Raw genomic sequence first — 24,311 nt, 5'->3', positions numbered from 1 at the left:
CCAACAGTGTCACGCCGCCCCGGTATTCCGAGACAGCTCGTCCGATGGGCGAGACGGCCCGAGCCGGATGGTGGGACCACGCAACAGGCCCCGGACGGGCCCCCTCCGGGGCGTCCGGGGCCTGTCGGAGGCCTCCTCGGGAGCTGCCGCCGGGGTGTCAGACCCGGCAGGCCGTCTCCAGCCAGACGTCCCCCAGCGACTCCTCCAGGGGCACCTGCGTCCGCCAGCCGAGACGGTCCCGGGCGGTGCGCACGTCCGCCTGCCGCCACGGCACCGGCTCGCCCGGGGCGGCCCGGCCCTCCCCCGGCCGGGGCTCCGCCGGACGGTGCCCCGGCAGGTGGTGCGCGGGCACGTGACCCGGCACGTGCTCGACCGGCCCGCCGGCCTGCGCGGGCAGCACGACCTGCCGGTTCTCCTCCACCACGGCCCCCTCGAAGCCGGACGCCCGGACCAGCAGCTGGGCCGCCTCACGGGCCCGGACGGCGTGCCCGCTGCCGATGTTGATCACCCCCGTCGCGGCCGACACCGCGGCCGCCTGGATCGCCCGCGCGACGTCCCGGACGTCCACGAAATCCCGGTATCCGGACAGGTCCGGCATCCGCACCTGGGACTCCTCGCGCTCCAGCGCCCGCCGCAGGCCCTCCGCCAGCCGCCCGAACAGCGAGGCGGTCGGAGCTCCCGGCCCCACCACGTCGAACACCCGCAGCACCGCCGCGTCCAGCCCCGAGGCCAGCACCAGCTCCGTACCGGCCAGCTTCGACACCCCGTACGGGCCCACCGGGCGGGGCTCGGCGCTCTCCGACACCGGGACCCCGCCCGGCACCGGCCCGTACTCGGCCGCCGAGCCCACGTGCACCAGCCGGGCCGGCTCCCGGCTGCGCCGGATCCCCTCGCAGACCGTCGCCACGGCGAGCGTGTTGGCCCGGATCAGGGTGCGCGAGCTGCCGTAGGTGGCGCCCGCGCAGTTGATCACCACCTGCGGCGCGACCGCGTCCAGGAAGCGGGCCAGCGCGCCCGGACTGCCGGTGGTGAGGTCGAAACGGATGTCGGCGGAGTCACGCCGGCCGAGCACCGTCACCTGCAACTCCGGATCCACGAGCAGGCGATCGGTGACCCGACGGCCGATGAAGCCGTCGGCGCCCAGCAGCAGCACCCTCATCGGGGGCGTCCTTCCACGAAGCCGGGCCGGGGATCGGCCTGGCGGTCCGAGTGAACAACGGGAACAGCGGGAACCACGGGAACCGCGGGAACAGCAGGAATCGCGGGAACCACGGGAAGACGAACGGGATCACGGCCGGGGGGCCCGGACGACCGGTGCGCCTCGGGCCGGCCCAGCACCGGCCAGGCGAACGCCAGCAGCGCCAGCACCACCGCGCCGCCCGCGAGCGGACCGGTGAACGGCCCCGCGAACGGTGCGGGCGGCGCCGCCGAGGCCGCCGCCCCGGCCAGCGCGCCCAGCGCGGCCGCCCCCGGCCGGCCGCAGCGGGCCAGCAGCGCGGACAGCACCAGCAGCAGGCCGAGCACCCCCTGCGCCGCCCACTGCGCGGGCCCGGCACGCTCGGCCGCCAGGTGCAGCAGCCCGCCGCCGTGGCCCGGCCCCGGGGGCGGCGCGAGGGCGGTCAGCACCGTGAGCGCCGCGAAGCTCAGCGCGGCCAGGACCGCCAGGTGCAGCGCCAGCGCCACCGGCAGCACCGGCCGCATCCGGGAGCGGAACCCGGCCAGCGTCTCCGCCGTCGCCAGGTGTCCCCGCCCGGCCCGGCGGAACCACCGGGCCGCCCACTCGGCCGACCCGGCCGACAGCGCCGCCGCCAACACCAGCGCCGCCGTCACCCGCCGCTCCCCCGGCCCGCCGGCCGCCACCGCCGGCGGCGCCAGCAGCAGCGCCGCCACCCCCGCCCGGTGCGCCGCCGCACCCCACCCGCGCCGCCGCCCGGCCCCCGCCGGAACCAGGGTCAGCGGGACGGCCGCCGCCGCCAGGACCGGCCGGCTCCCGCCGAGGGCGACCGCCGCCGCGCACGGCAGCACCGCCGCCCCCGCCGTCCGGACCGCCGCGGCGCACCGCCTCGGCCAGCTCTCGACCGGCCCGGCCGGCTCCTCGGCGGGCGGACGGCGCGGCACCCGGGCGTACAGCTCCTCGGCCAGCGAGAACAGATCGGCGTGGCGGCAGCGGGCGGCGGCGGCCGCGCCCAGCCCGGCCTCCTCCAGCCCGGCGGCGATCTCCAGGGGATCCACCGCCCTTTCGCAGAGCACCCGGTGCTCGGCCATCACGACCCGCACCGGGTCCCCCGACACCTCCCCCGCCATCAGACCGCCTCCGCGAGCACCCCGGCCCGCCCGGCCGGCACCCCGTCGGCGGCCGAGCCGACGGCGTCCACCCCGGCGACGCCGGACGACCGCCCGGCACCGGAACCACCCGCCGACCCCTCCGGCGCACCCGCGTCGGCCCACCCCTCGCGGGGGGCCGTGTCCACCGGCGCGCGGTCACCACCCGGCGCACCTGCCGTCGGGGCGACGACACCCGACGGCGGGCAGAACCGCGACGCACCGTCCCGACCCACGACATCCGCCCCCGCAAAACCCGCCCGCAGCCCGGCGCCGGAACCACCCGGCGCACCCACTGCCGGGGCGACGACACCCGACGGCGAGCAGAACCGCGACGCACCATCCCGACCCACGACATCCGCCCCCGCAAAACCCGCCCGCGACCCGGCACCGGAACCACCCGGCGCACCCGCCCGCGCGGCCGTCGCCGCGGCGGCCTCGGACCGGCCAACCGCCGACCCCCCACCGGACGGCGGCCGGTCCGCGACGTACCGGGCGCCGCCGACCTCTGCCACGTCGTCGGCGGCGGCCCGGCCGCGCCGCTCGCACCGGTCGCCGGGCACGGGCCGCACCTGTGCGAGCAGGACCTCCGTCACGGCGGGGCCGGCCACCGCCGGCCGGTCCGGGCCCTGCTGCTCGGCCACGTCCGGGCGCTCACCGAGGAGACCTGCCGGCGGGCCACCGGCCTCCGGGGCGGCGGCATCCGCCGGGGTGGAGCCCGCCCGCACGGCTATCGCCTCGGCGCCCGCCGCCACGGCGGCCTCCGCCGCACCGGACAGCGCCCGGGGCTGCGGCCCCCCGACCGGCCCCCGCGGCCCCGGGGCGTCCGGCCCACCCGCGTCCACCACGGCCGACGGCTGCGGGGCACCGCGATCAGCGAGCCAGTACCCGGCAGGGCGAGCGCCGGGGACACCAGCCGGGAATGCCCGCAACCCCGGCGCCACGGCATCCAGCACCCCGCCTTCCGGTCCACCCGCCTCCACCACGCCCGACGACCGCAGCGCACCACGATCAGCGAACCGGTACCCGGCAGGGCGAGCGCCGGGAACAGCAGCCGGAAAAGCCCGCAACCCCGGCGCCACGGCACCCGGCACCCCGCCCGACCCACCCGCCTCCACCACGCCCGACGACCGCAGCGCACCGCGATCAGCGAGCCAGTACTCGGCAGGGCGGGCGAAGGGGCGGGCGCCGGGGGCGGTGGCCGGGAAGGCGGGCCAGTGGGAGACGAGGTCCAGGTAGATCTCCCGGAAGGCCCCGGTCACCGGCTCGACGCCGAAGCGTTCCTGCGCCCGCAGGCGGCCGGCCAGCCCGAGCCGGGCCCTGCGCTCCGCGTCGCGCAGCAGGGCGAGGCAGGCACCGGCCAGGGCCCGCGGGTCGAGGGGCGGGACGAGCAGCCCGGTCGGGCCGACCACCTCACGGGTCACCCCGACGTCGGTGGCGACCACCGCGCGGCCGCTCAGCATCGCGTCGGTGAGCAGCCGGGGGCGGTGCCGGGAGGGCGCGGTGAAGACGGCGACGCTGCCGGCCGCCCAGGCCTCGGCGGCCGGGCGGGACCGGTCCGCGTACCCGACCGACGGCGCCACCCCGAGCCGCGCGGCGACCTCGCCGCAGTGCGCCCGGTAGCCGGGCACGGTCTCCTCGCCGTGGACGACCAGCCGCGCGGCGGGCAGCTCGGCGCGGACCCGGGCGAAGGCCTGGAGGAGGGGCCCGGGATCGCGGTCCGGTTCCAGGGGGCCGGCCCAGACCAGGGTGGGCGCGGCCGGTTCGGGGCCGGCGGCGGGGCGGTCGACCGCCGGGGTGCCCTCGTGGACCACCCGGATGCGTGCCGGGTCGGCCCCGCAGCGCAGCTGCCACCCCTGGTCGTGGGCGCTGCCCGGGGTGAGTGCCGCGGCCTGCCGGTAGGTCTCCTCGGTGAGCGCCCGGACGTGGCCGAGCAGCAGGGCCCGGACCGGGCACCGGTGGCCGGCCCCACCATGACGGAGGTACTGCTCGCGCAGGTGCGGCCCGTGCTCGGTGACCACGAACGGGACGCCGTGCAGGTGCTTGGCGACCAGCGCGGGCAGTGCGGCCGGGCCGCCGCCGACGACGTGGCAGAGGTCGGCGGCGCCGAGGCCGCCGGGGTCGGTGCCGTACCAGGGCGCGGAGAGCGGGCGCAGGCACTGTTCGAGGAGGTCGGCGGCGGCCAGCACGTCGCGCACCAGCGGCCGGCCGGCGGGGGTGGCGGCGCCGGCCGAGCGCCAGACCCGTTCGAGGATGCGCCGGGCGTGGGCGGAGGCCAGGAAGGCGGGCAGCGCGCGGTCCGCGCGGGCGAGGTCGGCGAGCCGGTACAGGGCGGGGCCGAAGGCGGCGCGTTCGCCGGGGATCAGCAGGGCGCGGACGAACTGCTCGTGGGCGGCGGCGTACCGGCGGCGGCGCGGCCCGCCCGGGACCCGGCCGGCCGGAGCGGGTTCCCCGGTGAGGACGTACCGCTCGAAGTCGTGCTCGCGCAGGCCGTCCACCAGCCGGTCGCACCAGTCACCGGTGCCACCGGCGGCGTGCGGACGCACACCCTCGGTGAGCAGTGCCACGCGCACGGGGGACCTCCAGAGCAGAGCGGTTCGACGGACGGCCGGGCGGACCTGGCGGGCCGAGCGGGCGGTGCGCGCTCGGCGGCGGCGGCCCGGGGCGGGGGGAGGCGGTCCGCCGGAGGCACCGCGGCCGGGCCCGCGGCCGCCACCGGCCGCTGGCGTCCCTCGCGCGGCCGCCCTCCGGCTTCGCCGGCGGGCGCGGTTCCCCCCACACCTGTTCGGTCCGACAGCAGAAAGGTAGGTCCGGCCCGGGGCAATCCATCGGTCACATGCCTGGCTGCCACCTGAACGAGTGAACCGGAGTGACCTCGTCCCGATGGCCGCGTTAACGGCCGCCGCTCACGGGGTGTCCGTCGAACCCCCGCGCCGGCGGCGCCGGGGTCAGGCCCGCCCGAGCAGTTCGCGCACCGCGCGGGCCACGGCGTCGGGGTGCTCCATCATGGCGACGTGCCCGGATTCCGGGAGCACCAGCAGCCGGGAGTCGGCGAAGGCGGCGCAGGCCCGGCGGGCGGAGCGGTAGGCGACGAGCTTGTCGCGCAGCCCGTAGACCAGCAGGACGGGGGCCTTCACCCGGGCGGCCTGCCGCCAGAGCGCCTGGTCGCCGCGTTCGGTGTAGGCGGAGACGATGCCGCGCGCCGAGCCGGCCAGCGCCGGCATCGCGTGGGGCAGCCCGACGCGCCGCCGGTACTGGGCGAGCGCCTCGGCACGGGCGGCCGCGGAGAGGCGGCCGGGGTCGCCGTAGACGAGCCGCAGCAGGTCGTCGGTGACCTGCTCGGGGCCGCGCCGGCCGGCGGGCAGCCGGCGCAGCAGCGCGGGCAGGCCGGGGACGGCGAGCAGTCCGGTGGACCAGGCGGTGCGCTGCGGGGGCAGTTCGGGCAGGGCGGGCGAGACCAGGGTGAGGCTGCGGACGAGGTCGGGGCGCAGCGCGGCGAGCCGGACGGCGACGGCCCCGCCGAGCGAGTTGCCGAAGAGGTGGACGGGGCCGCGGCCGGTAGCCTCCAGGTAGCCGATGACGGCGCGCACGTGCCCGGAGAGGCCGAGGTTGCCGTCGGCGGGCGGGGCGGAGTCGCCGAAGCCGGGGAGGTCGAGGGCCTCGCCGTCGAGCTGCCCGGCGAGCCGGGCCATCAGCTCCGTCCAGTTGGCGGCCGAGCCGCCGAGCCCGTGCACGAACAGCGCCGCTTCCCGTCCGCCGCCCGGGGCGGGGTCCCCGGCGGGCCGGTGCACGGCCAGGGCCGTGCCGGCGACCTCGACGGTGCGCAGCGGTGCCAGGGCGGCCGGTTCCGGGAGTATCTGCTGCTCAGCGCTGTCCATGGGGGACGATGGTAGTGAGCCGCTGCCGCCGCGGCCCAGGGGCGGCACGGCGCCGCGGGGTTCCCCTTTGACCGGTGCGCAGCACTGCCGACGGCCGTGGTGGGCGCCGTATTGTGGGCACCTGACAAGGGGGGCCGCCGGTTTTATCGCGCCCGGCAAGCGCGAACGCGGTTACCCGAAAGTAGAATCGGTCGTCTTGCCGACCCCGTACGAACCCGTGAAATGAGGAGCGCCGTGACGGCCATCCAGGAGGCGCAGGAGCGCCCGCGCGGTGCCCGCCTGCCGCGAAGCGCCCGCCGTGAACAACTGCTCGGTGCCGCCCAGGAGGTGTTCGTCGCGCAGGGTTACCACGCGGCCGCCATGGACGACATCGCCGACCGTGCCGGGGTGAGCAAGCCGGTCCTCTACCAGCACTTCCCCGGGAAGCTGGAGCTCTACCTGGCGCTGCTGGACAAGCACTGCGACGCCCTGGTCGACTCCACCCGGGAGGCGCTGGAGACGACGACCGACAACAAGCTGCGGGTGGCCGCGACGATGGAGGCGTACTTCAACTACGTCTCCAGCGAGTCGGGCGCCTTCCGGCTGGTCTTCGAGTCGGACCTGACCAACGAGCCGGCCGTGCGGGAGCGGGTCGAGCGGGCCGCCGAGGCCAGTGCGACGCTGGTCAGCAAGGTGATCCAGGAGGACACCGACCTGCCGGAGGCGGAGTCCAAGCTGCTGGCCGCGGGTGTCTGCGGCCTGGCCCAGATCACCGCCCGGTACTGGCTGTCGCAGGGCCTGGAGATCCCCCGCGACGAGGCGGTCCGGCTGGTCGCCAGCCTGGCGTGGCGCGGGCTCAAGGGCTTCCCGATGCACCCGAGCACCGACGCCCCGTAGGCCCCCGCCGCCGGCCGGTGACCCGTGGATCTTCGCCGGGGTGCCGATCCGGTGCTCTAAGGTGAAGCCGTACGGCGCGGTCGCCGGGCCCGCTTGTCCCAGGCGGTGCGGTGACCGCGCGTGGATGGCTGCAACCCGGAGGGACGGAAGCCGTGGAGGTCAAGATCGGCGTGCAGAACGCGCCCCGCGAGATCGTGATCGAGAGCTCGCAGACTGCCGATGAGGTCCAGAACGCGGTCGCGAAGGCGCTGGAGGGCACCGAGAAGCTCTTCTCCCTGAGCGACGAGCACGGCCGTCGCATCATCGTCCCGGCCGACCGCCTGGCGTACGTGGAGATCGGCGAGCCCGCCGCGCGCAAGGTCGGCTTCGGCACGCTCTGAGCCACGGGCCTCGCCCGGTGCCCCGTCCCCTCGGCCGAGGGGACGGGGCACCGTCGTTCCCGGGGGCGGGTGGGGGCGGGGTGTACGGCCGGGGCGGCGGGGGTACGGCGACAGTGCGACCGGCCGCGCCGGGCGCCCGTACCCCGGGGAGGCATCCTTGCTGGTCGAGACGTTCGCCTTCGCGCTCGTCGGCGTGGTCGTCGGCGCCGCCGCGCTGCTGTCCTGGCCCGCCCACTTCCGGGACGCGCGGGCGCTGGTGCCGGCCACGGCCCTGGTCTCGGCGCTGCTCGCCGGGGTGATCGCGCACTTCGCCCTGGACGGCCGGTACCCGGCGGCGAGCATCGCCGTCTCGGCGGTCGCCTCGGCCCTGCTCACCTCGGTGCTGGCCCGGCCCGACCTGGCCGCCGGACGGGCGCCGGCGCACCGCCACCGCCCGTCCCGGGCGGGCGCCCACCGGGGACGGGTACGCACCGGCGCCACCGGCACGCCTGAGCGGCCCGCCGGGGGCGGCCGCCGGGGAACGGGAGCCGGGTCAGGAGGCCAGGCCGAGCGCCGCCATCCGCCGGGTGTGCGCCTCGGTGATCCGGTTGAACATCTTGCCGACCTCGACCAGGTCGAAGCCCTGCACCCGGACGCCGCCGACCAGCAGGTTGGACAGCGCGTCGCGCTCGGCGACCACCCGCTGCGCCTGGCTGAGCGCCTCGCCCATCAGCCGCCGGCCCCACAGGGCGAGCCGGCCGCCGGCCCGCGGGTCGGCCTCGATGGCCCGGCGGACCTTGTCGACGGCGAACTGCGCGTGCCCGGTGTCGGACATGACGCCGAGGACCAGGTCGCGGGTGTCGTCGTCGAGCCGGACGGCCACCTCGCGGTAGAAGTCGGTCGCGATGGCGTCGCCGACGTAGGCCTTGACCAGGCCCTCCAGCCAGTCCGAGGGCGCGGTCATCCGGTGGAAGAGCTCCAGCGGCTCGACGAACGGCCGCATCGCCTCCTGCGGGTCGGCGCCGATCTCGGCGAGCCGGTCGTGCAGCCGCTGGTAGTGCTGGAACTCGGCGCTGGCCATCCGGGCCAGCGCCGCCTTGTCGGCCAGGTCGGGAGCGAGCTTGGCGTCCTCGGCGAGCCGCTCGAAGGCGCTCAGCTCGCCGTACGCGAGGGCGCCGAGCAGGTCCAGTACGGCGGCCCGGTAGCCCGGATCGGCCGAGCAGGCGGCCCAGTCGCCGATCGAGCCGGCCGCCACGTCGTCCTGCGTCTCACCACGGTTCTCCATGACCCGCCACCTTAGTGCCGGTCCGTCCCGGGACACCTCTTCCACCCCTCCGACCTGCGATGTCGTCCGCGTCACGTGTTCGAGTCGTCGGGTGACTGTATGGTGGTACGGAGGCCCGTCGTGCTCGCACGGTGTCACCGCCGTCTCGGTGTGCCGGGCAAGCCCGCTCCGCAGCGACTCCGTCCCCGAAGGACGTGCCGCGCGGAAGCCGGGTACTCAACGTACGCGGATGCCCGGTCGGAGAGCCGATCGGCTCCGACCAGGGCTTGGACTTCAAGCCTTGGCACCGCATCAGTGGCCGAGCGAGGGCCGCCGAGACCGCGCCAGCCGGCGCAGGTCCCGCGCAGGTCCCTCACGGGAATCCTCCCCGACGCCGCCGGCGACGCGCCCCCTTGACCGGGCCGCGCGCACCGGCCGGCCGCAGGGACCGGCGCGGTTGTGCGTCCGCGCAGCTGTATTCGGGGCCGTCCAGGCCCGTACGCAGCCGCGCGGCTGCCCGCCCGCCGCTCGCTCTCGGCCCCTCCACACGGAAGAGGCAGCACCCTGTCCACCACCGCTGAACCCACGAAGACGACCTTCCGGGACCTGGGGATCCTCCCGGAGACCGCCGAGGCCCTGGAGTCCGTCGGCATCGTCCATCCCTTCCCGATCCAGGAGATGACCCTGCCGGTCGCGCTGACCGGCCACGACGTCATCGGCCAGGCCAAGACCGGCACCGGCAAGACCCTCGGCTTCGGCCTCCCGCTGATCGAGCGGGTCGTCGTGCGGGCCGACGTCGACGCCGGGCGCGCGCAGGAGGAGGACCTCTCCGACTGCCCGCAGGCGCTCATCGTCGTGCCGACCCGCGAGCTGTGCACCCAGGTCACCAACGACCTGCAGACCGCCGGCAAGGTCCGCGACGTGCGCGTGCTCGCCGTCTACGGCGGCCGGGCCTACGAGCCGCAGGTCGAGGCACTGAAGAAGGGCGTCGACATCGTCGTCGGCACCCCCGGCCGTCTGCTCGACCTGGCCGGCCAGAAGAAGCTGAACCTCTCCAAGGTCCGCTCGCTGGTCCTGGACGAGGCCGACGAGATGCTCGACCTCGGCTTCCTGCCGGACGTCGAGAAGATCATCACCATGCTGCCGGCCAAGCGGCAGACCCTGCTGTTCTCGGCGACCATGCCGGGCCAGGTCATCAGCCTCGCCCGCCGGTACATGAGCCAGCCGACGCACATCCGCGCCGCCGCGCCGGACGACACCGGCACCACCGTCGCCAACATCGAGCAGCACATCTTCCGCGCCCACTCGCTGGACAAGGTGGAGATGGTCTCGCGCATCCTCCAGGCCGAGGGCCGCGGGCTGGCGATGATCTTCTGCCGCACCAAGCGGACCGCCGCCGACGTCGCCGACCAGCTGACCCAGCGCGGCTTCGCGGCCGGCGCGGTGCACGGCGACCTCGGCCAGGGCGCCCGTGAGCAGGCGCTGCGGGCGTTCCGCAACGGCAAGGTCGACGTGCTGGTCTGCACCGACGTCGCGGCCCGCGGCATCGACGTCGAGGGCGTCACGCACGTGATCAACTACCAGTGCCCCGAGGACGAGAAGACCTACCTGCACCGGATCGGCCGCACCGGCCGGGCCGGCGCCTCGGGCACCGCCGTCACCCTGGTCGACTGGGACGACATCCCGCGCTGGCAGCTGATCAACAAGGCGCTGGACCTGCCGTTCAACGAGCCGGAGGAGACCTACTCCACCTCGCCGCACCTGTACGAGCTGCTGAAGATCGCGCCGGGGACCAAGGGGATCCTGCCGCGCTCGGAGCGGACCCGTGCCGGGCTCGGCGCGGAGGAGGTCGAGGACCTCGGCGAGACCGGCGGGCGCGGTTCGCGCTCCGGTGGCCGCGGGCGCGGCGGGCGGGGCGGCTCCGGCCGGCCCGCGGCCGCCGAGCCGGCCGCGGCCGAGGAGAAGCCGGCCCGCAAGCCCCGTGAGCGCCGGCGCACCCGCCGGGGTGCCTCCCTCGACGGGGTCGTGGACGCCGTCGAGGGGGCGCCCGTCGCGCCCGTCGCGCCGCAGGCTCCGGCCGGCACCGCCGTCGAGGGCGCCGAGGGCGAGTCGGCGCCGCGCCGCCGCCGTCGCCGCTCGCGCGGTTCGGCGTCGGGCGAGGGCGCGGCCGCCGAGGCCGTCGCCACCGCCGTCGCGGAGGCCGCCGTCGTCGAGCCGGCCGCCGCCGAGGCCCCGGCCGAGGAGAAGCCGAAGCGCACCCGCACCCGTTCGCGGGCGAAGGCCGAGACCCCGGCCGAGACCGTGACCGCCGCCCCGGCGGAGGCCGCCCCGGCCGCCGCCGAGGCCCCGGCCGCCGAGAAGCCGAAGCGCACCCGCACCCGCACCCGCCGCCCGGCGGCCGCCGCCGAGGCGACCCCGGAGAGCTGATCCGCGTTCCCGCGAAGGGGCGGCCCGGACTCCCGGGCCGCCCCTTCGGCGTTCCCGCGCGACGCCTAAGCTCGGGGCCACCTGCCCGTTCGCGCCGGTCGCCGGAGGTCCGTCCATGAGCACGCCGCCGTTCCTCACCCTCCCGCCCTGTGCCCGTGCGCTGCGGGTGGTGACGGCGCGCGGGGAGTTCGCGGCGCTGCGGGCGGAGCCGGCCGGGGCGGTGCGCGGCTCGGCGCTGCTGGTGCCCGGCTTCACCGGCAGCAAGGAGGACTTCATCGCGCTGCTGGAGCCGCTCGCCGCGGCCGGCTACCGGGTGACCGCCGTCGACCAGCGCGGGCAGTACGAGACCGGCGGTCCGCAGGACCCGGCCGCCTACACGGTGGCCGCGCTGGGCGCGGACGTGCGGGCGCTCACCGCCGCGCTGCGGGCCGAGGACGCCACCGGCCCGCTGCACCTGCTGGGCCACTCCTTCGGCGGCCACGTGGTCCGCGAAGCGGTGCTGGCCGAGGCCGCGGACGGCGCGGAGCTGCCGTGGGCGTCGCTGACGCTGATGTCCACCGGCCCCGGGGCGATCGATCCGGCCGAGGCGGAGCGGACCCGGCTGCTGATCGGCGTCCTGCCCACCATGGACATGGAGGAGATCTGGCAGGTGATGCAGGAGATGGAGGAGGGCGGCGGGGACCGCGCCCGCCGCCCCTCCCCCGAGGTGGCCGGGTTCCTGCACCGCCGCTGGCTGGCGAACGTGCCGCAGGCGCTGATCACCACCGGCGGCCACCTGGTCGCCGCGCCGGACCGGGCGGACGAGCTGGCCGCCGTGGTCGCCGCCGGCCTCCCCGCCCTGGTGGTCTCCGGGGTGCGGGACTACGCGTGGCCGGTGCCGGAGCAGACCGCGATGGCGCACCGGCTGGGCGCCCGCCGGGTGGTGGTGGACGGCGCCGGCCACTCCCCCAACGCCGAGCGGCCGGCCGCCACCGCCGCGGCCCTGCTGGACCTCTGGGGCTGATCCGCGGGCCCTTCCGGGCCGGCATCGGGGCCCCGCCTCGACGTCTCCCGCCGACTCCTGGTACAAGGGGGGCGACAAAATTCGTTAGTTGCGGTAATATTTGATTCGGTCCTGGAAACATCGTCGACAGTGCCGTCGGCGTTCCGTCGACGCGATCCATCCGAAACCAGGACTTCACGGACGGGCAACGACCCGGTAGCAGCGCCACCGCAGCGTGGTTCACGAGGGGCCACGCGCCACTGGCGAGCAGGGGGGAGCCCTCTTTGCCACGACAACGGACGGTCGACGACTCGACCCGACCGACCCCGACGAGGCTGATCCCGACTCAGCCACGACCGCCCCGCCCGACGGGGCCAGGAAAGGACAGGCCCATGCGCTTCGAGATCCTCCGACTGGACGACGCCCACGGCACCGCCGCCGACCCCCTCATCGCCGACGCGGAGACCGTCCGCGAGCTCGTCCAGGCCGCCGCCCGCACCGGCGAACGCCTGCTCATCCGTCCGTGCCCGACCGTCTGACCGGGCGCGGCCCCCGGGAGCCCGAGCGCTCCCCCGCCGCCGACGAGCCCGGCCCGTCCGACCCGGACGTTCCGATACCCGACTGACGCCCCGTCATCGCACCAGCGACAACGGGGCGTCAGCGTGTCCGGGCCCGCACGCCGCCCCGCCCCGGCGTGCGCCGCCCACGTTTGCCGCCGCCCCCCGCTGGACATTTCCCAACAGGAGCCGCCCGCACCGCGCCCACCCCGCGCCGCGCGGGCACCCGCCACCGACAGGTGCCGCCGAAGCGCCCTCCGTACGGGTGATCGTCCTTGACGCGGCGGTCCGGAGGGAGGAGCGTTGACGGCTATGAGGGGCGAGCCCAGCTGCCCGAGGTGCGCCGGTCGGGTCCGCGCCCCCGGTCTGTTCTCAGACACGTGGCAGTGCGACCGGCACGGCGCCGTGCACCCGATGCAGCCGGTGCTGCCCCCGAGCGTGGAGGCCCTCGGCGTCGCCGTCGCCCGCTCCCAGGTCCCCGTCTGGATGCCCTGGCCGCTGCCGGTCGGCTGGCTGTACACCGGGATCGCGCACGTCGGCGACGACGTCTCGGGCGCCCGCGCCACCGCCGTCGCCTGCTCCGGGCCGGCGCCGCTGGGCGGTTTCGGCGAACTGGTGCTGGTCGCCGAGGAACTGGGCGTGGGGCTCGGCGCCCGGTACGCGGGCCTGTCCGGGCCCGACCCGGGCGATTCCGTCGGCCTCTACAAGCCCGCCGACGCCAAGCTGATGGCGGCCGGCCGGCCGACGCCGATGTTCCACGTGCCGGACGCGCCGGCGGACCGCGCGGTGTTCGTCGGCGAGGCGCGCGGCCTCTGGCTCTGGGCGGTGGCCTGGCCGGAGCAGTCGGCGCTGGTGATGTACGACGAACTGGTGCTGACCGACCTGCGGGAGGCCGGCGCGGAGCTGGACCTGCTGCCCTGCGGGGCCCTCTCCCCCCGTCTGCTGGGCTGACCCTGCCCCGGGCCCGTCGCACTATCCTGGGCGTCACCCCGCCGGCAGGCCGTGCCGGCGCCAGCGCCGCCCGGCGCCGACCCCCGAGGGAGCACCACCCGTGCGCATCGACCTCCACGCCCACAGCAACGCCTCCGACGGCACGGACAGCCCGGCCGAACTGGTCGCGGCGGCCGTCGGGGCCGGGCTGGACGTGGTGGCGCTGACCGACCACGACACGGTGGCGGGCCACACCGAGGCGGCCGACGCGGTGCACGCGCTGCCGCCCGGCACCCGGCTGACGCTGGTCCCCGGCGCGGAGCTGTCCTGCGTGGTCGACGGCATCTCGATGCACCTGCTCGCCTACCTCTTCGACCCGGCCGAGCCCGCCTTCGCGGCGGAGCGCGAACTGGTGCGCACCGACCGCTTCCGGCGCGGGCGGGCGATCGTCGAGCGCTGCCGCGAACTGGGCGCGGACATCAGCTGGGAGCAGGTGCGGCGGATCGCCGGGGAGGGCTCGGTGGGCCGTCCGCACATCGCCAGCGCGCTGGTGGAGGCGGGCGTGGTGGCCTCGGTGTCGGACGCGTTCACCGCGCAGTGGCTGGCCAACGGCGGGCGGGCGGACGTCCGCAAGCACGAGACCGACCCGGTGACGGCGGTCCGGCTGGTCCGGGACGCCGGCGGGGTGCCGGTCTTCGCCCACCCGGGGGCGGTCAAGCGCGGGCGGACCGTCTCCGACCGGGTCATCGCCGACCTCGCGGCGGCCGGGCTGGCCGCGCTGGAGGTCGACCACGTCGACCACGACGAACCCACCCGGGAGCACCTGCGCGGCCTGGCCGCCGAGTTGGGGCTGCTGACCACCGGGTCCAGCGACTACCACGGCGCCCGCAAGACCGTCCGGCTCGGCGAGAACACCACCGACCCGGCCGTCTACGAGGCGCTCGTGGACCAGGCGACCGGCGCCAAGCCGATCGGCGGCTGAACGCCACCGGAGGCCGTGTGCCGTGACGGCGGGGACCGTGTCGCCGAGTGCCGTGACGCCGAGTCCGTGACGCCGAGTCCGTGACGCCAGGACCCCTGACACCGGGTCAGTCCAGCCGGACGCCCCGGCGCTGCGGGTCGCGCAGGTCGGTGCCGTGCTGGAGCCAGCGCTCCTGGAGGGCCGCCGCGCCGTGCACCCGCTTCCAGCCCGCCTCGTTGGGCGTCATCGGCAGCAGCGGCAGGAAGCGGACCGGGTCGGCCGGCTCGTCCAGCTCCACGTCCTCCACCAGTCCGCCGGGTTCGGCGGCCAGGACGGAGGTGAACGGCGCGCCGTCCCAGAGCGGGGCGCCGAGGTCCAGCGAACCGCCGGGGGCCACCACCAGGCCCTCCACCTGGGGCGCCGCGGCGAAGGTGGCCAGCGACCGGAGCACGCTGTCACGCCCGCCGCGGATCGTCAGGACCAGTTCGGCGCGCGGGCCGCGGACCTGGTCGATCACCGCCGCGGCCGGGTCGGCCATCGGCGCGGCGGACATCCCGAGGGTGGCGTAGCGGACCAGGCCCTCCGCGTCGGGGCCGAAGCGCAGCACCTCGATGCGGTCGGCGCCGAGGAAGGTGACGGCGGCGCGACCGCTCGGCTCGCCGAAGACGGTGAGCAGCCGGGCCTCGACGGCGGCCAGCGCCGCCGCGCGGGAGGGGCCGTGCGGGCTGCCGCCGGAGGGGTCGCCGAAGAGCGGGAAGTCGTGGGCCATGCCGGTGAGCGTAACCCGCGCACCGCGGGCAGTTGGCACGGCCTTTACGTGAACGCGGGCGCGGCAAAGGCGGCTCGGGTGTTAGTGTGAGCGACTGGCTACCGGGGATCCCCGTCCCACGGGGCAGCGGCGCGAAGGAGGTGGTTGCGGTGGATACCAGCCGACCATGCAGTACCGGCAGCTCTACCCGGCCCGATCGCCTTCCCCGTACCCCTCGGCGCGCGGGCTGAAACAGCGGGCCTGAGAGGCCACGGCAAGCGCCGGCCTCCTCCCCAGCACCGCGGACCCCAGCCCTTCCCGTGCGGACGCACGGCGGAGCTCCGGTCCGGCCGGGAGAGCACCCCACCGACGTCCGGCCGTTCCGTTCCCCCGTGCCCCGGCAAGGCACCCAGGGACGGCCGTGGGCGCCGGAGTCCATCGGTGTTCCTCCGCCGTCGCACCGCGGCCGTCCGTCATCACGCCGTCGTGCGGCGGTTCCTGCCCAAGGGAGCCAGCCATGTCGATGATCAACAGCCTGCGCGCAGCCGTCCGCACCAACCGCCGCCGCTCCGCGGCCCTGTTCGATTCCATCCACCCGGGCGAGACCCCGTCGGCGGTGGTGGACTGCGCCGTCTACCAGCACGGCAAGCGGCACGGCGAGACGTGCAGCCCGCGCGAGGCGGCCCGGCTGGTCAAGGCGTCGAAGCAACTGCCGGACGGTGAAGGATCGTTCAGCTGGATCGGGCTGCACGAGCCGACCGAGGCGGAGTTCGAGGGCATCGCCCAGCGCTTCGGGCTGCACCCGCTGGCGGTCGAGGACGCGGTGCACGCGCACCAGCGCCCGAAGGTCGAGCGCTACGACGACGTGCTGTTCGCGGTCTTCAGGACGATCCGGTACGTCGACCACGACCAGCTGACCCCGACCAGCGAGGTGGTCGAGACCGGCGAGCTGATGGTGTTCGCCGGGCGGGACTTCGTCATCACCGTGCGGCACGGCGGGCACAGTTCGCTGAAGGAGCTGCGGCACCGGCTGGAGGCCGACGCGGACGGCTCGGGGCTGCTCGCCAAGGGCCCGTCGGCGGTGCTGCACGCGATCGCCGACCACGTGGTGGACAACTACCTGCTGGTCGCGGACCAGTTGCAGAACGACGTGGACGAGATCGAGTTCGAGGTCTTCTCCAACCGGGGCGGGCGGGGCGCGGACGTCGGGCGGGTCTACCAGCTCAAGCGCGAGGTGCTGGAGTTCAAGCGGGCGGTGGCGCCGCTGCTGCGGCCGATGCAGCAGCTGTCGGAGCCGCTGCAGCGGCTGGTCGACCCGGAGATCCAGAAGTACTTCCGGGACGTCGCCGACCACCTGGCCCGGGTCACCGAGCAGGTGCACGGCTTCGACGAGCTGCTGAACTCGCTGCTCCAGGCCAACCTGGCCCAGGTGTCGGTGGCGCAGAACGAGGACATGCGCAAGATCACCGCCTGGGCGGCGATCTTCGCCGTACCGACCATGATCACCGGCGTGTACGGGATGAACTTCGAGTACATGCCGGAGCTGCACCACAAGTACGGCTACCCGATGGTGCTCGGCAGCGTGGTGCTGATCTGCGTCGGCATGTACCGGGGCTTCCGCCGCAACGGCTGGCTCTAGGACGGGTCCCGCGCCCCCGCGGCTGCCACCGGCCCGGCTACCGCCGGTCGGCGCGGGCGACCAGGACCAGGCCGGCCAGGATCAGCACCACCGCCGGGTAGGCGGCGAGCGGCGGCCACTGGCCGAGCCAGAGCGCGGCGATCAGCGCGGCGCCCGGGGTCTCCAGCAGAATCGCGGTCGACGTCACCGAGGGACCGAGGCTGCGCACCACCCGGTTGCTGAGCGAGTGGCCGAGCAGCTGGGCGGTGACCATCAGCAGCACGATCTGCCACCAGGCCCCGGCGGGCCAGCCGGACAGCGGCGTCCCGGCGGCCAGGCAGACCACCAGCAGCACGACCGCCGTGGTGGCGTAGCAGACCAGCGTGTACGCGGTGGTGCTGACGGTGCGCCGGACCTCGGCGCCGAGCAGCATGTACCCGGCGGCGGCGAGCCCGGCGGCGAGCGCGAGGGCGTCACCGGCCAGGGCGCGGGACGAGAGCGAGAGGTCGACGCCGGTGAGCACCAGGACACCGGCGAAGGCCACCGCGGTGCCGAGCCACACCATCCGGGGCGCCCGCACCCCGAGCAGCCGCATCAGCACGATGGTCCACAGCGGGGTGGTGGTGACCAGGGCGGTCGCGGAGGCCACCGAGGTCATCCGCAGGCTGGGCATCCAGAGCGCGAAGTGGACGGCGAGCAGGGCACCGGCCGCCATGGCCAGCAGCAGCGCGCGGCGGGAGACGGCGCGCAGTTCGGCGCGGTGGCGCAGCAGCGCCCAGGGGCCGAGCACGCCGACCGACATGAGGTTGCGCCAGAAGGCGATGGCCAGGGCGGGCGCGGCGGTGGCGCTGATCAGCGGGGCGGAGAGCGAGATGCCCGCGACGGAGACGGCGAGCAGCAGCAGGTCCGTCCTGGGCAGCGGGTGCACGGGGCCGGCCGGTGCGACGGACGCCGGGGCGGAGGCCGGGGCGGGGCCTGGGGCGGGGGCGGTCGCGGCGGGCGCGGCGGTCTCGGGCCGGGCGGCGGGCACGGCGCTCCTCGGGTCGGCGGTGCGGGGCGGCTCCTACCGTAAGGCCCGTGCGCCGTCCACGGAACTGTCGACCGAACCGCGGACCCTCGCCCGGCCGGCGCAGGCCGTACGCTGTGCGCCATGGACCGTACGCCTGCCGCAGCCGCGACCGCCGACGACTTCCTCGACCGGGCCCTGCTGGAGGAGGCCGCGAAGAAGTCCGGTCTGCTCTGGGTCCGGGCGGACGGCCAGGAGCACGCGCGGGCGCTCTGGCACGCCTGGCACGACGGCGCGGTGGTGGTGGTCGGCGACGGCGCCGAGCAGCCGCTGCACGGGCTGGCCGGCGGCGCGGGCGCGACGGTGACCGTGCGCAGCAAGGACAAGGGCGGCCGGCTCACCGGCTGGCCGGCCCGGGTGGTCGAGCTGGCGCCGGGCGGCGAGGCCTGGCTGGGCGCCGTCGAGGAGCTGAAGGGCAAGCGGCTGAACGCGCCCGACACCGACACCATCGCCGACCGCTGGGCCCGGGAGTGCCGGGTGCTGCGGCTGGAGCCGGCCGGTTCGGCGGGCGCCGAACTCGCCGAGCGGCCCGGCGCGATGCCGCAGGACTCGCACGTCGCGGCCCCGATGCCCACCCCGGCCACCACCCGCCGCCCGGTCCCGGCCGGTCTGCCGAAGCTGCTGCTGAAGCGCCGCAAGGGCTGACGCCCCCTCCTCTCCCCTCTCCCCTACCGACCCCGCCGACCGATTCGCCCGGTTTCACCGAGCCCGGGCGGGAATGCCCGAGTAGCCTTGGCCGCGGGGCGTGCCCGCGCGCCCGACCAGGCGTCGAGCGAGGCGAGGGAGTCCAGAAGTCCATGGCAGGGCCAGGCAACCGGGTCTTCATCTCGCACCTGTCCGGCATCGCCGTCTTCGACCCGAACGGCGACCAGGTCGGCCGGGTCCGGGACGTCGTGGTCACCCTGCGCCTCGGCGGCCGCCCGCCCCGGGTGCTCGGCCTGGTGGCGGAGGTGGTCGGCCGGCGCCGGATCTTCCTGCCGATGACCAGGGTGACCAGCCTGGAGTCCGGCCAGGTGATCACCACCGGCGTGATCAACATGCGCCGCTTCGAACAGCGCCCCGCCGAGACGCTCGTCCTCGCCGAGCTGCTGGACCGCACCGTCACCTGGACCAAGACCGGCCAGGACGTCACCGTCCTGGACGTCGCGATGACCCAGACCCGGCTGCGCGAGTGGCAGATCGGCAAGGTCTTCGTGCAGGTCGGCCGGGTCGGCCGGCTGCGCAAGGCGCGCGGCGAGACGCTCACCCTGGACTGGCAGGACGTCACCGGCTTCACCCTCCCCGAGGAGAACCAGGGCGCCGCCAACCTGCTCGCCACCTTCGACCAGCTGCGCGCCGCCGACCTCGCCAGCGTGATGCACCACCTGTCCGCCAAGCGCCGCGCCGAGGTCGCCGCCGCGCTCGACGACGAACGGCTCGCCGACGTCCTGGAGGAGCTGCCCGAGGACGACCAGGTCGAGATCATCGGCAAGTTGAAGGACGAACGGGCCGCCGACATCCTGGAGGCGATGGACCCGGACGACGCCGCCGACCTGCTCTCCGAGCTGCCCGGCGACGAGGCGGAGCGGCTGCTCCAGCTGATGGAGCCGGACGAGGCCGAGCCGGTGCGCCGACTGCTGACCTACGAGGAGAACACCGCCGGCGGCCTGATGACCACCGAGCCGATCGTCCTGGAGCCGGACGCCACGGTGGCCGAGGCGCTGGCCCGGGTGCGGGTCTCCGACCACAAGCCGGCCCTCGCCGCGCAGGTCTTCGTCTGCCGCCCGCCCAACGAGACCCCGACCGGCAAGTACCTGGGCACCGTGCACTTCCAGCGGCTGCTGCGCGAGCCCCCGTACACCCTGGTCGGCTCACTGGTCGACGACGACCTCGACCCGCTGCCGCCGGACACCCCGCTGTCGCTGATCACCAGCTACCTGGCGACCTACAACATGGTCGCCGCGCCGGTCGTCGACGACGCGGACCACCTGGTCGGCGCGGTCACCGTGGACGACGTGCTCGACCACCTGCTGCCGGAGGACTGGCGGGAGGCCGCGCTGCACGGCGGACCCGCCGAGGAGAGCGACGAGAGGGAGGCGGCCGGTGGACGCTGACCGCAAGGGCCGGCGGGACGAGTCCCCGCGCCAGCGGCTCCAGGGCGAGCTGCGGCAACTGCGCCAGCTGCGCGAACTGCGCGCCCGCGAGGGCGCCCGGGACCGCCGCACCGAGGCCCCCGCGACCGGCCCGGCCCCCCGCAGCCGGCTCGACCAGCCGCGCACCGCCCGGCCCGGGCTGATCACCCTGCCGTCCTACGACCCGGAGGCCTTCGGCAAGCTCTCCGAGCGGATCGCCCGCTTCCTCGGCACCGGCCGGTTCATCGTCTGGATGACGGTGGTGATCATCCTCTGGGTCGCCTGGAACACCCTGCTGCCCGACGCCGCCCGGTTCGACGACTACCCCTTCATCTTCCTGACCCTGATGCTCTCCCTCCAGGCCTCCTACGCGGCGCCGCTGATCCTGCTGGCGCAGAACCGGCAGGACAACCGGGACCGCGTCAACATGGAGCAGGACCGGGCCCGCAGCGACCGCAACATCGCCGACACCGAGTACCTGACGCGCGAGGTCGCGGCCCTGCGCCAGGGCCTCGGCGAGGTCGCCACCCGCGACTTCGTCCGCTCCGAACTCCAGGCGCTGCTCAAGGAGATCGACGAGCGCCGGGAGGCGCCCGAGATGCTGTGACCCGCAGCACGCTACCGACCGGTTCTGCACCCCGCGCGGCGCCGTACCATCAAGGCATGGCCAACGAGACAGAGGTCGCGACCGGCGCCACGGAGGAGTCCGTGCGCCAGGCGCTGGCGACCGTCAACGACCCGGAGATCAACCGCCCGATCACCGAGATCGGCATGGTGAAATCGGTCGAGATCGGCGAGGGCGGCGCCGTGCGGGTCGCGGTCTACCTGACCGTCTCGGGCTGCCCGATGCGCGACACCATCGTCACCCGGGTCCGCGAGGCCGTCGGCCGCGTCCCCGGCGTGACCGGCGTCGAGGTCGAGCTCGACGTGATGAGCGACGAGCAGCGCAAGGAGCTCTCCCAGCTGCTGCGCGGCGGCGCCCCCGAGCGGGAGATCCCGTTCGCCAAGCCCGGCACGCTGACCCGCGTCTACGCGGTCGCCTCCGGCAAGGGCGGCGTCGGCAAGTCCTCGGTGACCGTCAACCTGGCGGCGGCGATGGCCGCGGACGGCCTGAAGGTCGCCGTGGTGGACGCCGACATCTACGGCCACAGCGTGCCGCGCATGCTCGGCGTCGAGGGCCAGCCCACCCAGGTCCAGGACATGATCATGCCGCCGCAGGCGAACGGCGTGAAGGTCATCTCGATCGGCATGTTCACCCCGGGCAACACCCCGGTGGTCTGGCGCGGCCCGATGCTGCACCGCGCGCTGCAGCAGTTCCTGGCCGACGTGTACTGGGGCGACCTGGACGTCCTGCTGCTGGACCTGCCGCCCGGCACCGGCGACATCGCGATCTCGGTGGCGCAGCTGGTCCCCAACGCCGAGATCCTCATCGTCACCACCCCGCAGATGGCCGCCGCCGAGGTCGCCGAGCGGGCCGGCACCATCGCGGTGCAGACCCACCAGAAGATCGTCGGCGTGATCGAGAACATGTCCGGCATGCCGTGCCCGCACTGCGACGAGATGATCGACGTCTTCGGCACCGGCGGCGGCCAGACCGTCGCGGACGCGCTCACCCGCACCGTCGGCGCCACCGTCCCGGTGCTCGGCTCGATCCCGATCGACGTCCGCCTGCGCGAGGGCGGCGACGACGGCCGCCCGGTCGTCCTGGCCGACCCCGACTCCCCCGCCGGCGCCACCCTGCGCGCCATCGCCGGCAAGCTCGGCGGCCGCCAGCGCGGCCTCTCGGGCCTCTCCCTCGGCCTCACCCCGAAGAACAGGTTCTGATCAAGCACCGGGCTGGTCAGCGGCTGGGCATCCGCCCACCCCGCTGACCAGCCTTTTTGCTGTCACCAGTGGTCAACGTTGGTCGACCCCGGCACACCTTGCACGGCCCACCGACGGCCCGGCGCAGGCCATCCACATGAGTCCGCGCTTCAACGATGAGCGCCCTCGCCATGGATTCAAAATCAGACTACCCGCATAGCAGACGAATCGAAGGCCAACCTCCCGCTGCAACTCCTGAGCCAACGCCAACGAATTGGGTTTGCGTTCACACGTTCAAATGAGGTAGGTTTAGATATCATGGAAGACCAGAGGACTCTTCAGAGGGCATTGGAGGTGGCCAAGGCCGAACTCGTCGCAGCTGAGACCCAACTCGTTGAACTTCGCGAACGCGTTCGTGCTCTGCGCGATGTAGTGCACGGACTGACATCGTTGCTCGACGCAACGGCGGGGCCCATGTCGGGCCAGACGGAGCTCTTCGGCACAAAGGGGCGGCGAGTCGTACGTGTGCCGCGGAGTGCTCTACGAGATCGCAATGCCATCGTGCACTCGATCGACCAGAGCCTCAGATCTGGCGTCGAGCCTGCCTCGGCTCCAGAGCGCGCAGTTGCCGTACTGGCGGACGCCGGCCGTCCAATGAGGATGAAAGAAATCCAGGCAGCCTGGAAGCAGCGCGGCTGGGTCGACCCCGAGTGGAGAAACCCTGCATCAGCGATCAACATGACCTACCAGCGGGCACTCCGAGCCGGTCTGGTGGGCCGCACCAACGACGGGGCCTGGGTCTTGCCTCTTAGCGTCCAGGAAGAGCTAGGTCAACAGTCCAAGGAGGAAACAGAACGAGAGGGCTAGGAAGGCACCCACACCTTGCCGCACTCAGCGCAGTGCGGCACTCCAACGTAACCGGACACTGTGCCGTCACGCTCCAAGCAAACGGCCCCCGTCGACCGGCCATTCATGGTCAGTGGCATGCGGAGTTCGAACCACCCACTGCCACAAGGGCACTGAACCCCGGTCGAAGTGCTGGCCAGAGTCGCGGTCCGCCGTGCACTCAAGTCCACAACGTTCATCTAACCCAACCAGAAAGTGAGACAAAGTGAAGCGAGTACCAAAGGGTCCCAACGGGTCCTGGAAAACCGGTCAGCGCGTTCCAGTGACTGGCACCTATGTCGACCAGTACGGCATCCCCAGCCTGCACCAGGCTGGCGCGACCTTCCCGCCGTGCATCGACCGAAAGGGCGAGTGCGCGTACCGGACCCTGTACCGGGCGGCTGCCACCGCCTGACGCAGGTGACGTCAGGAAGATGCACCTACCTGACGACCTAGAGTTACCCTAGGGGTGGTCGGCTGCGCCGGCCACCCCGCCTTTTTGCCCTTCGGTCGAGCACATGCCCGGCGGCACCAGCCAATTTGATCTGATCAACAGGCCCCTGTCTAGACCTGCCCACCATCTCAACTGGCCGCGTGCCTTCCTACGCGCTCTTTGAAGAGTACCCGAGGGTACTTCGTTCTGCGCCTCGGGGGGAACAGTAGAAGGCGAAGTTCACCCCTGGTAGGTACCGCAGCTTGATCAGGTTGGCTTGGTCAGTGGACCCGACAGAAGGCCACTGCGGCATCGTCTCCGACCTTGAAGCGCGGCCACCGAAGACCCTCCGGATCTGTCGCCTCAACTCGTCTAACCGAAGCGATCAGGCCGTGAGCACCAGCTGTTCGCAGAGTCGAAAACGCCTCGTCCCAGCTTGCAGCCTGGTATTCGGTCACTAGCCGCGAGACTCCGTCAGACATGACCGCGACCGCAGTGACGTCGGCGAACGGCATAACACCGGTCAACGCGAAAGGAGCTGCGTCTCCACTCGACGCCGCCACCCAGTAACCACTCGGCGTGTTGCGAGTGAGACGCTGTGCCTCGACCATGCGGCGAACAGCAGCACCATGCTCAGGTGTTCCTGTCGCATAGCGCTCCGTCTCGGCACGGAGCTCCGGCACGACGGTGTCCACTCGCAGGTCGGTCTTCACCAGGTACTCGCCGTCCCGCTCGAAGACGATCGGCGAGTCGGCGAGCACCAGGTAGTCGAACTGCTCGGCGCCAGCGCGGAGGATCGAAACCGTTGCCGATGGCGTCCCCGGGTTGGCCAGGTCGCAGCCTGGGTGCAGCTCGGCCACCTGGTCCAGAGCCTGGGCGAGCCCATCGGCCAGCGGCCGGCCAGGGTCGGCCAGAGCAGCGAACAGGTGGCCGCCGAGCTGGGCGACGTACCACGGAACTCCGTGACGGCAGCCGGTGTCGAGTCCGGCCGTGCTGAGGCCGTCCAGCACGACCGCGAGCGATGAGGTGGCACCCACCCAGTCTTCGTTGGGGTTCGGTCCGCCGGGGGCGGTGGCGATGGAGACGCACAT

Annotated in this window: 21 protein-coding genes; 13 read left to right on the top strand and 8 right to left on the bottom strand. The window is 74.6% G+C overall.

Annotation, left to right across the window (positions count from 1 at the left end):
* Positions 1 to 157: 157 nt before the first annotated feature.
* The 4 genes from ACFVVL_RS16420 to ACFVVL_RS16405 all read right to left on the bottom strand — a co-directional run bounded on the left by ACFVVL_RS16420 (position 158) and on the right by ACFVVL_RS16405 (position 6,200).
* Positions 158 to 1,159 carry an NAD-dependent epimerase/dehydratase family protein gene (locus tag ACFVVL_RS16420; RefSeq protein WP_380288635.1) on the bottom strand — a complete coding sequence of 334 codons (1,002 nt, stop codon included), beginning with the start codon at positions 1,157 to 1,159 and terminating at the stop codon, positions 158 to 160.
* Positions 1,156 to 2,304: a hypothetical protein gene (locus ACFVVL_RS16415; protein ID WP_387675570.1), complete on the bottom strand. Its 1,149-nt coding sequence runs from the start codon at positions 2,302 to 2,304 to the stop codon at positions 1,156 to 1,158. Before ACFVVL_RS16415 ends, ACFVVL_RS16420 begins: the two co-directional genes overlap by 4 nt.
* The gene (locus ACFVVL_RS16410; protein ID WP_387675567.1) at positions 2,304 to 4,895 is read right to left on the bottom strand and encodes a DUF3492 domain-containing protein; all 2,592 of its coding nucleotides are present in this window, start codon (positions 4,893 to 4,895) and stop codon (positions 2,304 to 2,306) included. The genes ACFVVL_RS16415 and ACFVVL_RS16410 overlap by 1 nt, the downstream gene beginning before the upstream one ends.
* A gap of 375 nt (positions 4,896 to 5,270) precedes the next feature.
* Positions 5,271 to 6,200 (bottom strand): alpha/beta fold hydrolase, encoded by a 930-nt coding sequence (locus ACFVVL_RS16405; RefSeq protein ID WP_380288641.1) that lies wholly within the window; start codon positions 6,198 to 6,200, stop codon positions 5,271 to 5,273.
* A gap of 234 nt (positions 6,201 to 6,434) precedes the next feature.
* On the opposite strand from ACFVVL_RS16405, the gene ACFVVL_RS16400 reads away from it, so the two are divergent.
* Both ACFVVL_RS16400 and ACFVVL_RS16395 read left to right on the top strand, forming a co-directional pair.
* The gene (locus ACFVVL_RS16400) at positions 6,435 to 7,076 is read left to right on the top strand and encodes a TetR/AcrR family transcriptional regulator (RefSeq protein ID WP_380288643.1); all 642 of its coding nucleotides are present in this window, start codon (positions 6,435 to 6,437) and stop codon (positions 7,074 to 7,076) included.
* 152 nt (positions 7,077 to 7,228) lie between these two features.
* A complete protein-coding gene (locus ACFVVL_RS16395) occupies positions 7,229 to 7,456 on the top strand; it encodes a DUF3107 domain-containing protein (RefSeq protein ID WP_380288645.1) in 228 nt (75 codons plus the stop codon).
* Between the two features lie 532 nt (positions 7,457 to 7,988).
* Here the strand turns inward: ACFVVL_RS16395 and ACFVVL_RS16390 are convergent.
* The gene (locus ACFVVL_RS16390; RefSeq protein WP_380288649.1) at positions 7,989 to 8,720 is read right to left on the bottom strand and encodes a ferritin-like fold-containing protein; all 732 of its coding nucleotides are present in this window, start codon (positions 8,718 to 8,720) and stop codon (positions 7,989 to 7,991) included.
* Between the two features lie 657 nt (positions 8,721 to 9,377).
* Between ACFVVL_RS16390 and ACFVVL_RS16385 the strand changes: the two genes are divergently transcribed.
* The 5 genes from ACFVVL_RS16385 to ACFVVL_RS16365 all read left to right on the top strand — a co-directional run bounded on the left by ACFVVL_RS16385 (position 9,378) and on the right by ACFVVL_RS16365 (position 14,577).
* Complete coding sequence (locus ACFVVL_RS16385; RefSeq protein ID WP_387675562.1) at positions 9,378 to 11,126, top strand: DEAD/DEAH box helicase; 1,749 nt, start codon at positions 9,378 to 9,380, stop codon at positions 11,124 to 11,126.
* Positions 11,127 to 11,241: 115 nt separating this feature from the next.
* Positions 11,242 to 12,129, top strand: a complete 888-nt coding sequence (locus ACFVVL_RS16380; RefSeq protein WP_387675559.1) for an alpha/beta fold hydrolase — start codon at positions 11,242 to 11,244, stop codon at positions 12,127 to 12,129.
* A gap of 371 nt (positions 12,130 to 12,500) precedes the next feature.
* Positions 12,501 to 12,647, top strand: a complete 147-nt coding sequence (locus tag ACFVVL_RS16375) for a hypothetical protein (protein ID WP_380288655.1) — start codon at positions 12,501 to 12,503, stop codon at positions 12,645 to 12,647.
* Between the two features lie 330 nt (positions 12,648 to 12,977).
* Entirely contained in the window at positions 12,978 to 13,616 is a 639-nt protein-coding gene (locus ACFVVL_RS16370) for a DUF6758 family protein (protein ID WP_380288657.1), read from the top strand.
* A gap of 100 nt (positions 13,617 to 13,716) precedes the next feature.
* On the top strand, positions 13,717 to 14,577 hold the full coding sequence (locus tag ACFVVL_RS16365; RefSeq protein ID WP_380288659.1) for a PHP domain-containing protein: 861 nt from the start codon (positions 13,717 to 13,719) through the stop codon (positions 14,575 to 14,577).
* A 106-nt stretch (positions 14,578 to 14,683) separates the two neighbouring features.
* On the opposite strand, the gene ACFVVL_RS16360 is transcribed toward ACFVVL_RS16365, so the two are convergent.
* On the bottom strand, positions 14,684 to 15,325 hold the full coding sequence (locus ACFVVL_RS16360; RefSeq protein WP_387675554.1) for a suppressor of fused domain protein: 642 nt from the start codon (positions 15,323 to 15,325) through the stop codon (positions 14,684 to 14,686).
* A 496-nt stretch (positions 15,326 to 15,821) separates the two neighbouring features.
* Between ACFVVL_RS16360 and corA the strand changes: the two genes are divergently transcribed.
* A complete protein-coding gene (gene corA / locus ACFVVL_RS16355; protein ID WP_380288663.1) occupies positions 15,822 to 16,943 on the top strand; it encodes a magnesium/cobalt transporter CorA in 1,122 nt (373 codons plus the stop codon).
* Positions 16,944 to 16,980: 37 nt separating this feature from the next.
* On the opposite strand, the gene ACFVVL_RS16350 is transcribed toward corA, so the two are convergent.
* Complete coding sequence (locus ACFVVL_RS16350) at positions 16,981 to 17,952, bottom strand: DMT family transporter (RefSeq protein ID WP_387675550.1); 972 nt, start codon at positions 17,950 to 17,952, stop codon at positions 16,981 to 16,983.
* Between the two features lie 120 nt (positions 17,953 to 18,072).
* On the opposite strand from ACFVVL_RS16350, the gene ACFVVL_RS16345 reads away from it, so the two are divergent.
* From ACFVVL_RS16345 to ACFVVL_RS16325, 5 genes are all read left to right on the top strand, one after another.
* Positions 18,073 to 18,633 (top strand): hypothetical protein, encoded by a 561-nt coding sequence (locus ACFVVL_RS16345; protein ID WP_380288667.1) that lies wholly within the window; start codon positions 18,073 to 18,075, stop codon positions 18,631 to 18,633.
* Between the two features lie 152 nt (positions 18,634 to 18,785).
* A complete protein-coding gene (locus ACFVVL_RS16340) occupies positions 18,786 to 20,081 on the top strand; it encodes a magnesium transporter MgtE N-terminal domain-containing protein (RefSeq protein ID WP_380288669.1) in 1,296 nt (431 codons plus the stop codon).
* Between the two features lie 76 nt (positions 20,082 to 20,157).
* Positions 20,158 to 20,706, top strand: a complete 549-nt coding sequence (locus ACFVVL_RS16335) for a DUF1003 domain-containing protein (protein ID WP_380288713.1) — start codon at positions 20,158 to 20,160, stop codon at positions 20,704 to 20,706.
* Positions 20,707 to 20,762: 56 nt separating this feature from the next.
* On the top strand, positions 20,763 to 21,923 hold the full coding sequence (locus ACFVVL_RS16330) for an Mrp/NBP35 family ATP-binding protein (protein ID WP_387675546.1): 1,161 nt from the start codon (positions 20,763 to 20,765) through the stop codon (positions 21,921 to 21,923).
* A 1,147-nt stretch (positions 21,924 to 23,070) separates the two neighbouring features.
* The gene (locus ACFVVL_RS16325; protein WP_387675543.1) at positions 23,071 to 23,202 is read left to right on the top strand and encodes a hypothetical protein; all 132 of its coding nucleotides are present in this window, start codon (positions 23,071 to 23,073) and stop codon (positions 23,200 to 23,202) included.
* A gap of 299 nt (positions 23,203 to 23,501) precedes the next feature.
* Here the strand turns inward: ACFVVL_RS16325 and ACFVVL_RS16320 are convergent, their stop codons facing one another.
* Entirely contained in the window at positions 23,502 to 24,311 is an 810-nt protein-coding gene (locus tag ACFVVL_RS16320; protein ID WP_387675541.1) for a protein phosphatase 2C domain-containing protein, read from the bottom strand.

Origin of the sequence: Kitasatospora sp. NPDC058115 (genome assembly GCF_042884635.1) — a bacterium.
In the GTDB taxonomy this organism is placed as follows: domain Bacteria; phylum Actinomycetota; class Actinomycetes; order Streptomycetales; family Streptomycetaceae; genus Kitasatospora.
This window is presented reverse-complemented; position numbering and strand designations above follow the sequence as displayed.